Origin of the sequence: Bacillus sp. MRMR6 (genome assembly GCF_001940785.1) — a bacterium.
Classification (GTDB): Bacteria; Bacillota; Bacilli; order Bacillales; family Cytobacillaceae; genus Neobacillus.
In genome coordinates this window covers 65,207-79,437 of record NZ_MSLS01000001.1, presented here as the reverse complement: position 1 = coordinate 79,437, position 14,231 = coordinate 65,207, and the positions used below count along the sequence as shown (strand labels likewise).

At 36.2% G+C, this 14,231-nt stretch carries 14 protein-coding genes; 8 read left to right on the top strand and 6 right to left on the bottom strand.

Annotated features, from left to right (window positions below):
- Positions 1–2: 2 nt before the first annotated feature.
- The 3 genes from ppc to BTR25_RS00420 all read right to left on the bottom strand — a co-directional run bounded on the left by ppc (position 3) and on the right by BTR25_RS00420 (position 4,154).
- A complete protein-coding gene (gene ppc / locus BTR25_RS00430) occupies positions 3–2,765 on the bottom strand; it encodes a phosphoenolpyruvate carboxylase (protein WP_075685033.1) in 2,763 nt (920 codons plus the stop codon).
- A gap of 163 nt (positions 2,766–2,928) precedes the next feature.
- A complete protein-coding gene (locus BTR25_RS00425; RefSeq protein ID WP_075685031.1) occupies positions 2,929–3,381 on the bottom strand; it encodes an SRPBCC family protein in 453 nt (150 codons plus the stop codon).
- 179 nt (positions 3,382–3,560) lie between these two features.
- A complete protein-coding gene (locus BTR25_RS00420) occupies positions 3,561–4,154 on the bottom strand; it encodes a hypothetical protein (RefSeq protein ID WP_075685029.1) in 594 nt (197 codons plus the stop codon).
- A gap of 350 nt (positions 4,155–4,504) precedes the next feature.
- Here BTR25_RS00420 and BTR25_RS00415 point away from each other — a divergent pair, with 350 nt between their 5' ends.
- Entirely contained in the window at positions 4,505–5,161 is a 657-nt protein-coding gene (locus BTR25_RS00415) for a hypothetical protein (protein WP_075685027.1), read from the top strand.
- 102 nt (positions 5,162–5,263) lie between these two features.
- On the opposite strand, the gene BTR25_RS00410 is transcribed toward BTR25_RS00415, so the two are convergent.
- Complete coding sequence (locus BTR25_RS00410) at positions 5,264–5,458, bottom strand: IDEAL domain-containing protein (protein ID WP_075685025.1); 195 nt, start codon at positions 5,456–5,458, stop codon at positions 5,264–5,266.
- A 218-nt stretch (positions 5,459–5,676) separates the two neighbouring features.
- Here BTR25_RS00410 and BTR25_RS00405 point away from each other — a divergent pair, with 218 nt between their 5' ends.
- From BTR25_RS00405 to BTR25_RS00385, 5 genes are read left to right on the top strand one after another with little or no spacing between them, the layout of a single operon-like run.
- On the top strand, positions 5,677–6,531 hold the full coding sequence (locus tag BTR25_RS00405; RefSeq protein WP_075685023.1) for a hypothetical protein: 855 nt from the start codon (positions 5,677–5,679) through the stop codon (positions 6,529–6,531).
- A gap of 21 nt (positions 6,532–6,552) precedes the next feature.
- The gene (locus BTR25_RS00400; RefSeq protein ID WP_075685022.1) at positions 6,553–7,257 is read left to right on the top strand and encodes an ABC transporter ATP-binding protein; all 705 of its coding nucleotides are present in this window, start codon (positions 6,553–6,555) and stop codon (positions 7,255–7,257) included.
- Positions 7,254–7,991: an ABC transporter permease gene (locus BTR25_RS00395; protein WP_075685020.1), complete on the top strand. Its 738-nt coding sequence runs from the start codon at positions 7,254–7,256 to the stop codon at positions 7,989–7,991. The genes BTR25_RS00400 and BTR25_RS00395 overlap by 4 nt, the downstream gene beginning before the upstream one ends.
- Positions 7,992–8,010: 19 nt before the next feature.
- Positions 8,011–9,489 carry a sensor histidine kinase gene (locus BTR25_RS00390; protein ID WP_075685018.1) on the top strand — a complete coding sequence of 493 codons (1,479 nt, stop codon included), beginning with the start codon at positions 8,011–8,013 and terminating at the stop codon, positions 9,487–9,489.
- Complete coding sequence (locus BTR25_RS00385) at positions 9,486–10,172, top strand: response regulator transcription factor (protein ID WP_075685016.1); 687 nt, start codon at positions 9,486–9,488, stop codon at positions 10,170–10,172. The genes BTR25_RS00390 and BTR25_RS00385 overlap by 4 nt, the downstream gene beginning before the upstream one ends.
- A gap of 56 nt (positions 10,173–10,228) precedes the next feature.
- On the opposite strand, the gene BTR25_RS00380 is transcribed toward BTR25_RS00385, so the two are convergent.
- Positions 10,229–11,074, bottom strand: a complete 846-nt coding sequence (locus tag BTR25_RS00380; RefSeq protein ID WP_075685014.1) for an ABC transporter permease subunit — start codon at positions 11,072–11,074, stop codon at positions 10,229–10,231.
- Positions 11,064–11,978 (bottom strand): ABC transporter ATP-binding protein, encoded by a 915-nt coding sequence (locus tag BTR25_RS00375; protein ID WP_075685012.1) that lies wholly within the window; start codon positions 11,976–11,978, stop codon positions 11,064–11,066. The genes BTR25_RS00380 and BTR25_RS00375 overlap by 11 nt, the downstream gene beginning before the upstream one ends.
- A 174-nt stretch (positions 11,979–12,152) precedes the next feature.
- Here BTR25_RS00375 and BTR25_RS00370 point away from each other — a divergent pair, with 174 nt between their 5' ends.
- The gene (locus BTR25_RS00370; RefSeq protein ID WP_075685010.1) at positions 12,153–12,848 is read left to right on the top strand and encodes a response regulator transcription factor; all 696 of its coding nucleotides are present in this window, start codon (positions 12,153–12,155) and stop codon (positions 12,846–12,848) included.
- The gene (locus BTR25_RS00365) at positions 12,845–14,197 is read left to right on the top strand and encodes a sensor histidine kinase (RefSeq protein ID WP_075685008.1); all 1,353 of its coding nucleotides are present in this window, start codon (positions 12,845–12,847) and stop codon (positions 14,195–14,197) included. The genes BTR25_RS00370 and BTR25_RS00365 overlap by 4 nt, the downstream gene beginning before the upstream one ends.
- Positions 14,198–14,231 lie beyond the last annotated feature (34 nt).

Here is a 14,231-nt window from a genome sequence, read left to right as displayed (position 1 = left end):
TGTCAACCTGTATTCCTTAAACCAGCAGAAATTCCGCTAATGGTTAGTAATACCTCGGTTAATAACTCCTCATCAGGCTCTTCCTGGCTCCGAAGTTGTTTAATCAGCTCAACCTGTAAGAAATTCAAAGGATCAACATAGGGGTTTCTCCGATATACTGAGTCTTTGATGTTTGGAGTATGGTCAAGCAATTCTTGATCCTGTGTAATTTTAAGCAAAATCGCTTTTGTCTTGTTGTACTCATCAAGAATGTTTGTAAAGATTCTTTCTGCGATTTCTTGATCTTCAACAAGTAATAGATATTCTTTTGCTGTTGTAATATCTGCTTTCATTAAAGCCATTTGTAGGTTATTAATGGTCGATTGGAAAAATGGCCATTTATTATACATTTGCTGCAGCAGCTGTAAATTATCTTCGCTTTTTGAAGCAAAGCTTTCTAGGCCAGTACCTGCAGCATACCACGCTGGCAGCAACTGCCTGCTTTGCGTCCAAGCGAATACCCAAGGGATTGCCCTAAGATCTTCAAACCTGCCGCGATTTTTACGACTCATTGGTCTTGAGCCGATATTTAAGTCTCCTAATTCTCTTAAAGGTGTAGCTTCATTAAAATAAGTTAAGAAATCTGAATCTCCAAAAACGAGAGATTGATATTTGGTTAATGAAACTGCAGAGATTTCTTCTATAACAGTTTCCCAAACTTGATCACGTAAATGTCCTTCCTCAGACTCTTTCGAAACATGTGCAGCAGCCTGAAGTAAGGTTGATGTAGCCTGTTCTAAACTGCGATAAGCGATATCTTCTAGAAGGTAACGAGAACTCAATACCTCTCCCTGCTCAGTGATTTTCACTCCATCACCAATTGTTTCAGCAGGCTGCGAGAGCAGGCTCTTATTTAAAGGACCGCCTCCACGTCCAAGTGAACCGCCACGACCATGGAAGAACTTTAAGCTAATTTGATACCTTTTGGCCATCTCATGGATTTCGAGCTGTGCCTTATACAATTTCCAGTTAGCCGTTAATGTCCCGCCATCTTTACTTCCATCAGAATATCCAAGCATAATCTCCTGTTGATTGTTCATTTTATTCAGATGGTTGATATAGACTGGCATCTTAAATAAAGTTTCCATTATTTTAGGTCCTGCCGTTAAATCATCAATTGTTTCCAGTAAAGGAGCAACATTCAAATGACTTTCTACTGTACCATCAGCATGCAAACGATAGATTCCAGCTTCCTTTGCTAATACTAGGACTTCAAGTAAATCACTTGGAGATTTTGTCATACTAACAAGATAGACTGAAATGGATCGTTTTCCAAATTCTTTGTGTGCATTCCTAATCATATGGAAAGTTTGAATCATTTGTTGTGTTTCTTTTGAGTAATCTTCATTCAATAACAGCAGGGGTCTTGGATCCAGTAAAATATTCTGCAGAATACTAATTTTTTCTTCTTCAGAAAGTTCGGCATAATTTTCAGAGATGCGAACTTTGCGTAGGATTTCAGTAATCGCTGCCTCATGTTCTCCGCTGTGATTCCGAATATCTAGTGTAGCCAAATGGAATCCAAACAATTGAACTTGTCTTATTAGCTTTTGGATAGTTTTTAGCTCATGTTCAGCCGGGTGATGTTTTTTTACACTTCTTTTAACTACGTACAAATCTTCTAATAATTCTTCTGCGGATTTATAACCTGCCTCGGATTTTTCAACCTGTTTGACGCGCTCAAGGATTACCGCAAATTTGCGACGGTATACTTCATTTTGTACCGGCCATTTTTTCTCCGCTGTTAAGAACTTGTCCTCTTCTAATTCTAGTGATTGAACTAGTTCGTCACTAAATTCTACCCTAGTAGATGAATGACTATAGCGTTTCATTAGCTCTACTAAAACCGACTGGTATTTTTTTAATACGAGCTTCCGCTGCAAATGTAATGTGTCCCAAGTTACGTCCGGCGTTACATTCGGGTTTCCATCGCGGTCTCCACCTATCCATGAACCAAAACGAAGGAAATTTGGCACGGACCAATTGATATTAGAGTAATTTTTTTCAAGACAGTATTCTACCTCACGATGAATCTCAGGTAAAACCTCAAATAGTGTTTGATCAAAGTAAAACAGGCCATTTCTAACCTCATCTAGAACGGTTGGCTTAGTTTGTCGCAATTCATCTGTCTGCCATAGGATTGTAATTTCATTGAATAAGCTATTTTCTAAATTCCTGCGCTCTCTTGTCGTTAACAGTGGATGATCTAGATTTTTTAGTATTCCAGCAATCCGCTGTTGGATTTCAAGAATAGAACGCTTTGTTGCTTCAGTAGGATGCGCTGTTATCACTAGCTCTAATGAAAGCGAATTTAAGACATTTTGAATAGTTTCTTCATTAATATCGTGTTCTTTCAATGAAAGTATCGCACTCTCAATTGAATCGGGTTGAACAATGGTATCATCTTCTAGGTGGTATTGTCTCCGTCTGCGAATTCGGTGATTTTGCTCTGCTACATTGATTAAGTGGAAATACATTGAAAATGCTCGAATAACCTGCTTTCTCATTGGTGAGTTCAAACTGCTAATCTCGTTTTTCAACTCCGCATAAATTTCTTCATCAAACTGTGTCCGAAGAGACTTACACATCATTCTTATTTTTTCAACTTTGTCTAATAACTCAGTTCCACCATGATTAACCAGGATCTCGCCAAGTATTTGACCAAGTAGCTTAACATCACGCCGCAGTGGAAGACCGCTGTCATTTATTCTAAGCTCTGTTTTCATGCTCTCACCTTCCCCTTTTTCAGTTAATTCAATAAATTTTATATATAAATATAACATAAAATGAAGGAATTTGTCATAGATTAACCAACTTTTTTATAATTTAGCAAAGTAAAGAAAAATAAAAAGCCGCTAAACAATTGATAAGAGTCAGCGGCTTTGGTTATTATTTTCTTTTAAATTCTTGTAGCTTAGAAGAAATGGCGGCAGCAACTTCTCCAGTCGATTTAGGAATAGCAGTTTTGAAAAGTGAATTTGCTAAAGACCCTATCGGCCCTTTTGCATTGATATCAAGAAACGCTCTAACAAATGTTTTTTCCTTGTTAAGGGCCTTTGCTTCAACATACCCCTTACCCAGGTACTTTTCATTCGAAGCTCTTATTAGGTTGAAATCCACTCTAGTTGGCTCGTTCCACTCTGTAATTTTAATTAATAAACTAACTTTTTTCTTCATTATCCCTAGATCACTTTTGAACTCCCAAGTAATCAATTGGGAATTTAGCTGCTCGTGCTGGATATATCCCGGTACAAGCGGTGCCCAATTATCTGCATCCCTTATAAAATCCCAAACCACATCAATGGGGATCGCTAACTCTACTTGTTGTAACTCACTCGGCATATGTGAATCCCTCTTTCTTCTCGATGTAAAAGACCTTCATGATTTGAAGGTCTTTTACCATTTATATGTTCAAAATCTAACTTATAGAAGAATGTTCTACACATATGACTGCCTAACCTTATTACTTATTGCTATATTAAAAAGACGTGTATAAAAAATACACGTCCCTCATGCTCAAGTTATATAACTTCTGTATTAAACTCTCGGTAATATTTAGGATGTGACATATCTTTGATATGCTCTGGGTTCGGTTCTAAAAAGTATGAAGACAGTTTTCCTTCGTAGACCAATTCTAGGGATGTAGATTTCTTTATATCATCGGGGGTTACAAGTGACAACGGCTTCCTTTTATTGATTTCCACACCGCATTCTTCAAGAAGCGCTGCCACAAAATGGGAACAAAAGAACGCATTTTTTCGGTCAAACTCCATATTGAACATAACAGCAAAAAGCCCTAGGAGATTATACCTGTAATCACTCTTATTCGCTTCAATTTCACGAATTTTCCGACAAACAGTTTCATACTGTTCTTCAGAAATCGTACAGCAGTATATTGCACAATCTGCTTTCCTAAATATACCTCCGCGGATATTTTCACGAACAAAACCGGCCAAAAAAGGATTACTAGGTCTTTTACGCCCAAAACTGTATACATCCCATAATTCGTCATCAAGAGCAATTGAAGCGTGGTTATGCTGCTTCTTCGTATATAATTTTATGATTTTTGTTAGAACGGTTCCAGTATCAGTAAGAAGTACGTAAACCTTCCTCATTATTTACTCCCCCTACATCTTTTCTACAGGAAGGGATTAATTTTATATCTTATCCCTGCATTATATTATTGCAGTCTAAATAACTAGACTTTTAGCAATTTCCATCTCTCTGTTCATTATAACTAAATGACCATATTGAAAAAACTTGCTAGAGGTTTATTTTTATCTACGACTAAAGACTTATGCTAGAAACACAAATTTCATTACCAGAAATATTCATATAATCTAATGTACTAAATTTAATTCCTCAAAGAAACACATTTTTCCTGTTTTTTTATAAATTTTTTCCCATCTATTGTAAAAGTCGCATAAAATATTACATTCTTGAAGGATAGGAGTGAAGAGTCCAAATGGGATTATACATCAACAATAACCAGCATCCAGGTGTATTTAAGGCCCGAAAGCAACTTAATGAACCGAATCAAGCAGTTATTATAAAGAACTATCTTACAGAAATAGTAGACGAACAACAACAAGCAAATGTTTCACTTAGTAAAACTTTAGAGGAACTAAAGCAAAGAACTATTGAGTATGAAAATGTACAAGCAATTCAATGGGATGATGTCAGTGAAAAGCTTAATGAGCTGAAAACACATACTCAGAAGAATTCTGAGTTTGAAAGTCTTGTTATTCAATGGCTGGCAACATTAGATGAAAGGATGGAAAAACACGAAACGGCTAACAATCAAATACACATGCAAATAAGTGACCAGTATTTGCTACAGAAACAGATGTCTGAAAAAATTTCAGGACAAGAGGAGTTCCAAAACGGAGTAATCAGCAGGTTAGACAAACAAGAAGCACTAACGGAAAAGATTTCACGCCAAATAAACCATATTCGATCCATTCTATTTGAGAGAACAAATTACTTGGCAGAAAAAATTGATGATGGGTACAAATTAACCTCATCGTATGTATATAACTTAATGACTGGGTCGGATCAACCAATCTCATTTTACTTGCTAAATAAAAACAAGAAGGAACAAAAACTAGAAGATTCTAATTGACGAAAATGCTTAGAAAAAAATATTTACAAGTCATAAAAACAAAAGAAGCCCTATTCATGAGAATGGGGCTTCCATTTTTGTAAATAACCTCTGAGTATATACTTATGATATTTTCTTTAACTCCTCTGTTAACTGGAGAAAGGCTTTTTTATTTCTATCTGCTAATGATTGGTCGATTTCCTTACGGATTAGTTCCTTTTGAAATTCAAGCAGGGCGTTGTTTAATAACATTTCAGCAATGACAGAATCGTTGTTTGTATCAGCTTGTTGTGGTGAATTTAATAATCTCTTTTCCATGGAAATCAACTCCTTGAGCTTTTTCTTATTATACTGTGAGTTTTCTAAAAATTCAAACATTTTATTTTATTTTTTTAAAAAATATTTTGGCTTGTGGTTGTAAAGTGTGATTTTAACAAGGTAAATATTTAAGAAAAATTTAATATTTACTTTAGATGGGATTTATATCTTGGGATTAGACTGGGGTTGTATCATAATAGTGAATGGAGGAACATGTGATGAATAAGAAAATCTTAACTGTTATCGGGGTAAGCGGTATGCTAATGTTAGGCAGTGTTTATTCGATATCAGCAAATACATCTGGTTATGAGCTTTATAAATCGGCTTTGAAACAAACACACACTGCAAATAGTGCAACTATGGAGGTTAAGCTTTCGATTACGGACAATCAAACGGATATCTTTTCAGCAGATTCCATCTTTAAATCTGATTCAGTAAACCAAGTGAATGCCCTAACAACTACCTTAGCTAATGAATCCGAAACAAGTACGATGAACATGTATAAGCAGGAAGGTAATTGGTTTGTGATGAAGGATGGTGTTGACAGCATCTATAAAATGGAAATCTCCAAAACTCCTCATCATAAAAATACTGCCGAGCTAAAAGATGACCTAGAAAACTTAATTGATGTTATGACAAAAAATCTTCAACAAAAAATTACTGTTGAAGCAACACAAAATGGGAACCATTCCATTGAACTCGATTTAACAGGCAAGGAAATACCACTAACTGCGAATGCTCTAAGCACCTTGATGATTAAGCATGCTGTGATGATCGAAGATAACAAAGAAAAGGATAGTACAGACTTCCACCTACAAGCAACAATGCCTGAACTTGATCATGATATTTCAGTTAAGCAAGTAAAACTTACAGCGCAGGTTAATAAAGAAAACTATATTGAAAAACAAGTAATCAAAGCGGTCGTAACTGGAAAAAACCAACAAGGTAAAATCCATGAACTTGTCTTAACCATTGATATGAGCGTAACTGATTATAACCAAACTTCCGTAAGTCCAATCGACATTCCAGCTGAAAAGGTTATTCATTTTGAGCATGGAAAAAGCGGGAAGTAAATTTTATAGAGGGTGACTATTTTGGAAAATGCAGTGGTTATATCCGGATTGAATAAGCGGTATTCAAATGGTAGAGGAATTATGGATATTAATTTATCCATTAAACAAGGGGAGATCGTTGGGGTCCTTGGACCGAATGGGGCTGGTAAAACTACTTTATTAAAATGCATGACTGGACTTGTTTTACCTGATAACGGCGAAGTCGAAATATTTGGTTTTCATTTACAACGCCAATATAAGGATGCAATTAGGTCCGTCGGAGCTTTGATAGGTCCTGCTGTCGCATATGAAAATATGACTCCTTATCAGAATCTAAAAATGATATCACGATTTTATTCTGTCGTTTCAAACTCAAGAATTGAAGAAGTTTTAGAGCAGACAGGATTAAGCAGCTTTAAAAATGAGAAAATTTCATCTTTTTCAATGGGTATGAAGCAGCGGTTTGGTATCGCTAGTGCCCTCATTTCTGAACCTAGGTTGATCATTTTAGATGAACCGACGAATGGCCTTGATATTGATGGCCTGCTTATGCTGAGAAAGATCATTCAAGAGATTGCTACCATGTCCGGTGTAACCTTTGTTATTTCCAGTCACCATATTTCTGAACTAGAGAAGATTTGCAATCGTTTCTGTTTTCTTATTAATGGGAAAGCATCTGTTTATGAACCGAGCAGCCAAACTTTAGAAGAAATTTACATCCAAAAAATAAGGGAGAAAAGCTTATGAACATGATCCTTGCAAATAGTATGAATGAAATACAAAAGCTATTGGCAAAAAGGGTGACAAAGCTTTTTCTTGCCGCATCGGTTCTCTTTCCTATTTTAACAAAGATTCTAGTTAATAAACTCTTCCTGACTAACTGGATAACGTTTCCTGCTGAAAATATCAATTATCTGCTTTTGGATTTATTTAATACTTTTTTACTTCCTTTATTCATCTTTATAGCTGCAACTGACCTTTTTACCGGTGAAGGAGAAAAAGGAACTTTATTTCAAGTGCGACCGATACTCCGTATCGAAAGCTTCTTTTCCAAAGCGGCCGCCATTGGAATTTTCACCCTCCTGCACCTCTTGGTACTCTGGTTCTTCACGGTGATTAGCAGTATATTATTTGACAAAAGTTTTGATTTTTCTGCATTACTAGGTAGTTTCACAGCGTATGCTATATCATGGTTTCCATTAATGGTCCTTGCTGCCTTCGCTGTCATGGTGGCTCTTTTAGTAAATTCAAGTGTACTCGCTATTTCTGGTATGATTGTTCTATTTCTAGTCATGCAGCTTTTGCCCTATGTACTGCCAGCTTCCTATTATATCCTGCCTGCCAGTTATCTCGGCTGGTACATGCATTGGACCCAGGATGTGTCTATTCGATGGATGCTTCAAACTGTCACGTATTTGTGCTCAGCCTTCACATTGTTTTTGGCGACGGGATATTATATGTTTAATAGAAAAGAAGCATAACTAAAAGGGTGTATTTACTATGTCAATCAAACTCCGGCTGGTATTATCCAATATTGCGATGATTACCATACCGATTATCTTATTTTTCTTTGCCTCGCTCTTATTAACAATAGTATTCCTGGGTGATTTTAGAGAAATGGCTAGTTTTCTCCCAGAAAGTCATAACTATCACAAATCCAAGCAGCAGGATACATTGTTGTTTCTAGAGTTGAAAGAAAAATCTGTAGTACAGCCGGATGATTTGTTGAGCATGGATTACCTAAAATCCTTGGATGAAAGATTAAACGACTTAGAACTCGGCTTATTAATTCGTATCGATGATAACATCTATTATTCAACCGCTGACCTTAAGAAGGTAAATACTCAGGAGCTCCCAATGTTTGGTACGGAGAAAAGCTTTCGAAGTTTAGAGGAGGTTGGCGAAAATACCTATGCAATCAAGCAACATGATTTTTTCCTTTCCGATGGTAGTGAAATCTCCCTTTTTTTAATGCGGGATGCCAGTCCATGGAACCAATTTGTTAAAACCTTTTTCCCCATTCTCTTTAGCCTATGCCTCCTCATTTTAATCGTCACGAATGGGTTATTAACCTATTTTGTTTCAAAAAGTATTATCGGGCCCATCAACCGCTTAAAAAAAGCGGCAAAGTATATTGAAAGCGGGAACCTAGAACATTCCATCAGCCTGACTCGAAATGATGAATTTGGACAATTAACTAAGGCCTTTGAGGAAATGCGCTTACAACTTAAAGCGTCTCATATGGTCCAAAAACAATACGAAGAAAATCGTAAAGAGTTAATTGCCCACATCTCACATGATTTAAAAACACCAATAACCTCTATAAAAGGATATGTTGAGGGAATTAGAGATGGTATAGCCGATACTCCTGAAAAAAGAGACCTTTATTTGAAAACCATCTATACGAAAGCAGTTGACCTTGATCATTTAATTGATGAATTATTTCTATTTTCAAAGCTTGATTTAGGAAAGGTTCCATTTGATTTTGAAAAAGTAAATATGAAGGATTATTTAGCAGACTACTTCGAGGAACTAAGCTTTTTACTTGAAAATCATTCTGTAGAAGCATCTCTTAACTTTGCTTTTAAACAACATGGCAACTATGAAGTATCCATTGATAGAGATAAATTTAAACGCGTTCTCGGAAACATTATTGATAATAGCTTGAAGTATATGGATAAGGAGAAGAAAGAAGTAACCTTTTCACTCTTTAACACACTAGATCATATTCAAATTGTCATTGCCGATAATGGTCCTGGTATACTAGAAGAAGACATTCCTCTCATTTTCAATCAATTTTATCGTGCAGAAAAGTCAAGAAATAAATTAACCGGCGGCAGCGGTCTCGGTCTCTCTATCGCGAGAATGATTGTCGATGAGCACAAAGGTACAATAAAAGTTGAAAGTAAACCTAAAATTGGCACAAAAATAACCATCTCATTACCGCACAATACCGCAGGCGAGGTGAAAACAGTATGAAAAAGATTCTTATAATTGAAGATGAAAAAAGCATCGCAGAGTTAGAGCAAGATTATTTAGAAATCAATGGTTTTCATACAGATATTGTGTTAACAGGAGATATTGGGCTTCAGAAAGCATTAACTGGTGACTACGACCTAATTTTACTTGATGTCATGCTACCGAATATTGATGGATTTGAAATTTGTAGAAAAGTCAGAAACAGCATTGAAATTCCGATTATTATGGTTACCGCCAAAAAAGAGGAAATTGATAAGATTAGAGGCTTAGGCTTGGGTGCAGACGATTACCTCGTCAAGCCCTTCAGCCCAAATGAGATGGTTGCAAGAGTTAAGGCACATCTTTCGAGATATGAACGCTTATCGGTAAAACAGCATTCAGAAGTTCAAGAAATATACACTCGTGGTCTTTATATCGACCGCTCATCAAGACGAGTTTTTGTAAACAATCATGAGGTAACCTTTACTACAAAAGAATTTGATGTACTAACCTTTTTAGCAATGAATCCAGACCAAGTTTTCAGTAAAGACCATTTATTCGAGCGAATATGGGGCTATGACAGTGCTGGTGATATTTCAACCGTTACGGTCCATATACGTAAAATAAGAGAAAAGATCGAGCAAGACCCATCGAACCCGGAATACATCGAAACCATTTGGGGTGCAGGCTACCGGTTTCGCTAGGAGAAACCACTTCTCCTAAAAATAAGGTGTCATGCTGAGCATGACACCTTTAAAGTTTAGTGGATTTGGCTTTGAAAGAGTGTGTTTCTCTGATTAAATTTCGCAACTAATTTTAACAAGAAAACATTTGCGATTAATAGTACTAGGCCAATTATAAATAATATGATCGGGCTAAGAAAGAATAGTCCACTCGCTTGGCTAATGACAATACCTACAATAGGCAGGACCAAGATTCCCCCGAATTGTTGTGCTTCTTGGAACGATTTAACCTTAGCGGAAATTAAAACATTTAAAATGATATTAAAAAGAACTAAGGTTGGGATTACCCAGAACATCAAGGTTAACCATGTAGAATTTATAAATAATATCTCACCAAAGTATGGATAAGTGATGATATTAACAATAATAAGATTAATAAGAAAAGCAATAAAAGATATTGCTAGGGTTGGGACAAGTGAAGCAAGGACTTTGCCTATAAACAAATCCCTAATTGATATTGGTGCAAATAACAACGTTTCTAAGGTGTTCCTCTCTTTTTCACCCACAAAACTATTTGAAGAGGTGACCATTGAATTAATAATAGCAACCATTAGAAAAAAGGGAATCATCATAAAGTTCAAGAAGAAATAAGTAAATTTATAGCCCATTGTCGGCAATGCGGCAAGAGTATTTTTCATTTCATCAACAGGAAACTTTTCAATAAATGCATTGATTGGTTTCTCAATATCTTCACCTGATTTTCCAATTAAATCAAAATGCAAACCAAAATATGCAAAGCCTGATGGTACAATCACACATAAAATGATCGCAACAATCATCATTGGGACCCATATCTTTTTTGACGAAAAAGTTGCCTTCATATCCTTCCTTGCAATGGTTAAAATGGTAGCCTTATTCACCATTGTTCCCTCCTCTTATTTTAAAATAAAGGGCCTCAAGACTTCTATTGATAATTTCACAGTTATGTACCCATGTTTCATTAAGAATCGTTTTCAATAACGGTGTAATCTCTTCTTTAGATTTCAGAGTAAACTCTAATCGGTCGGACGCCCTTCGCACATATGTATATCCCTTAAAACGATTTTCCTCGACAGGTTTGAGACCTGTCTCGATTAATAATTTTATCTCAGATAAATACTTATCCTCTAACTCTCCTTTACCTCCCTTTTCAATAATTCTTCCATTATTTAAAAACAAGTAGGAATCACACACGGTCTCCAACTGATGAAGCACATGGGAACAAATAAGGATTGTTACCCTTTCCTCTTGGTTTACCTTTTTCAGATAATGCATGACATCATTAATCCCTTCTGGATCCAAGCCGTTTGTCGGTTCATCCAGAAATAACAAACTTGGCTTATGCAGCAAAGCCTTTGCCAAAGAAATTCTTTTCTTCATCCCGGTCGAGAAGCTGCCTACTTGCTTATCTTTGTGTTCAAGCATGTCAAACTGCTCAAGTAAATAAGTTATTCGGTTAGAATCATAGGCATAATATAATTTTGCAAAGAATGCAAGATTATCCCACGCAGTCATATCATGGTATAGGCTGGCACTTTCCGTAACAATCCCTGATTTCTTCCTTATTTCATTGCCTTCCTTATTAGGATCAAAACCTAACACCTTCATGTTTCCGCTCGTCGCATCGATTACCCCATTTAGTAAACGAATGATAGTTGTTTTTCCCGCTCCATTTGGTCCAAGTAAACCATTAATACTTCCCTCTTTTATTTCAAAGGATACATCTTTTAATATTTCACGGTTGCTAAAATGCTTACTCACTTGGTCTAATTCAATAATATTAGGCATATTGCTCCCCCTTTAAATACATTCATCTCTCATTTAACGACTAGATTAACTAATTCGTTCATTGTCTCTTAAATTTATGTATAAAATCTAACTGTTCCTAAAAGGAGGATTATGCAACCGGGTTGTGGAAAAAGGATATAGTTATTTGTATGACAATTTGATAGGAGGTTCTTCATGGAAAAAGGATCGATTTTGATCGTGGAAGATGAAGAAAAGATTGCAAGAGTATTAGAACTGGAACTGGAATTTGAAGGTTATTCGGTAACTAAAGTTCTAGATGGTGTAAAAGCTCTTGAAGCGTATCGAACAAGAGACTGGGATTTAATATTATTGGACGTTATGCTGCCTGGATTTAGCGGGATAGAGATTCTTCGACGTATTCGAGCAAGTGACCTTCAAACTCCAATCATTCTTTTAACCGCTAAAAGCTCCGTCGAAGATAAAGTTTCGGGTCTTGACCTCGGTGCTAATGATTATATAACGAAACCATTCCAAATTGAGGAGCTTTTGGCGAGAATCCGTGTTGCATTAAGATTAAAGCAGAACGCCAATTGGTCTAATGAACCTGATTTTTTGCTGTTCTCTGATTTATCAATTAATCTAAAATCTAGGGAAGTTAAAAGGTCTGAAAAGACAATTGAATTAACCCCAAGAGAATATGATTTACTCGTCTATCTGATGATAAACAAAGGACAGGTCCTAAGCAGGGAACAAATTTTAGAAGCCGTATGGGGTTATGACTTCTTCGGTGATACCAATGTGGTTGATGTTTATATTAGGTACGTAAGGAAGAAGATTAACCTGCCTCATTTACCAGCTTTAATCCATACTGTCCGAGGTGTTGGATATGTATTGAAGGACACACAATGAAACTGAAGAACAAAATTAACCTATATACAGCTTTTTTGTTTGCAATCTTATTAATTGTGATGAATCTGTCTATTTATTATTCATTTAATAAATTAATACTCGATAGCGAGTTAAATACTGCAAAGAATGAAATGGCCCAAATCTCGAATAATATTGGAAAAACAATAGGTTCAGTACCGGATGCCGTACTTCTAAGAGCTTATGTACCCCTTAACGGCATGATTCAAATCGTTACGGAGGATAACACAAGCCTTTCTACTGTCACTAGTTCTGATGAGCAGCAACTAATTAACAAGAAAATCCTCTTTTATGTAAAGGACTTAAGCCAAACTATTTCTTATAATCAAAAATTATATACTTTTATTTCAGCTCCCATTATTATGCAAGATGGTAAAGTCGCCAATCTCCAGATAATAAAAAGCCTAGAACCAGCACGAGATATATTAACTACTCTCCGATGGGTATTAATAATGGTCACGCTCATTACTCTTATTCCTGTATTAATCTCAAGTAAGGTACTTAGTAATCTGATTACAAAACCAGTCTCAACCATGATTAAGACTATGACGGATATAAGACAAAGCGGCCAATTTAAACGTTTAGAACTAGACGGCAAGTCAATGGACGAGCTTTATCAAATGGGTGATACGTTTAACCATATGATGGAGTTAATAGAAGTTAACTTTGAGAAACAACAGCAGTTTGTTTCCAATGCTTCCCACGAGCTAAAAACCCCTTTGACAATAATTGAAAGCTACTCTAGTTTATTAAAAAGAAGAGGCTTAAAGGAACCTGAACTCTTCGCCGAGTCTATTGATGCGATTCATTCAGAGGCAATCAGGATGCAGGAATTGACCGAACAGCTTTTATTACTGGCTCAAAATCATGAACAGTGGAATATTGAAATAAGCAAATTAAATCTTCCTGAATGGTTAATTCAAATCGTCTCTACCTTTGAAACTGCCTTTAATCGCCGGATTGAATTGGTGCAAGATCTCACAAAACCAATGATTATTACAACCGACGAAAAAAAACTGAAGCAGCTGTTATTTATTTTCTTAGATAACGCAAGGAAATATAGTCATAGTTCCATAACGATTTCAACCGGATTGACGAGTGATAGCACTTTTATAAAAATCATTGACAGTGGAATAGGAATTCGCGAAGAAGAATTACCAAAGGTGTTTGACCGCTTCTATCGGGTAGATAAGGCGAGGAGCAGAAAGCTGGGAGGAACTGGTCTCGGTTTGTCAATCGCAAAGGAGATTTCCGCTGCTATGGGAATCAGTCTGCAATTAGTGAGTCAAGAAGGTACTGGAACCACTGCCACTCTTTATATTAAAAATTAGAAAATAAAGCTGATTCTCATCTATTTCTAATCTT

Coding starts and splice junctions, on each gene's coding strand:
- BTR25_RS00370 (WP_075685010.1), top strand. CDS start 12,153: ATGGAAAAAGGATCGATTTTGATCGTGGAAGATGAAGAAAAGATTGCA.
- ppc (WP_075685033.1), bottom strand. CDS start 2,765: ATGAAAACAGAGCTTAGAATAAATGACAGCGGTCTTCCACTGCGGCGT.
- BTR25_RS00380 (WP_075685014.1), bottom strand. CDS start 11,074: ATGGTGAATAAGGCTACCATTTTAACCATTGCAAGGAAGGATATGAAG.
- BTR25_RS00410 (WP_075685025.1), bottom strand. CDS start 5,458: ATGGAAAAGAGATTATTAAATTCACCACAACAAGCTGATACAAACAAC.
- BTR25_RS00415 (WP_075685027.1), top strand. CDS start 4,505: ATGGGATTATACATCAACAATAACCAGCATCCAGGTGTATTTAAGGCC.
- BTR25_RS00365 (WP_075685008.1), top strand. CDS start 12,845: ATGAAACTGAAGAACAAAATTAACCTATATACAGCTTTTTTGTTTGCA.
- BTR25_RS00420 (WP_075685029.1), bottom strand. CDS start 4,154: ATGAGGAAGGTTTACGTACTTCTTACTGATACTGGAACCGTTCTAACA.
- BTR25_RS00390 (WP_075685018.1), top strand. CDS start 8,011: ATGTCAATCAAACTCCGGCTGGTATTATCCAATATTGCGATGATTACC.
- BTR25_RS00375 (WP_075685012.1), bottom strand. CDS start 11,978: ATGCCTAATATTATTGAATTAGACCAAGTGAGTAAGCATTTTAGCAAC.
- BTR25_RS00425 (WP_075685031.1), bottom strand. CDS start 3,381: ATGCCGAGTGAGTTACAACAAGTAGAGTTAGCGATCCCCATTGATGTG.
- BTR25_RS00405 (WP_075685023.1), top strand. CDS start 5,677: ATGAATAAGAAAATCTTAACTGTTATCGGGGTAAGCGGTATGCTAATG.
- BTR25_RS00385 (WP_075685016.1), top strand. CDS start 9,486: ATGAAAAAGATTCTTATAATTGAAGATGAAAAAAGCATCGCAGAGTTA.
- BTR25_RS00395 (WP_075685020.1), top strand. CDS start 7,254: ATGAACATGATCCTTGCAAATAGTATGAATGAAATACAAAAGCTATTG.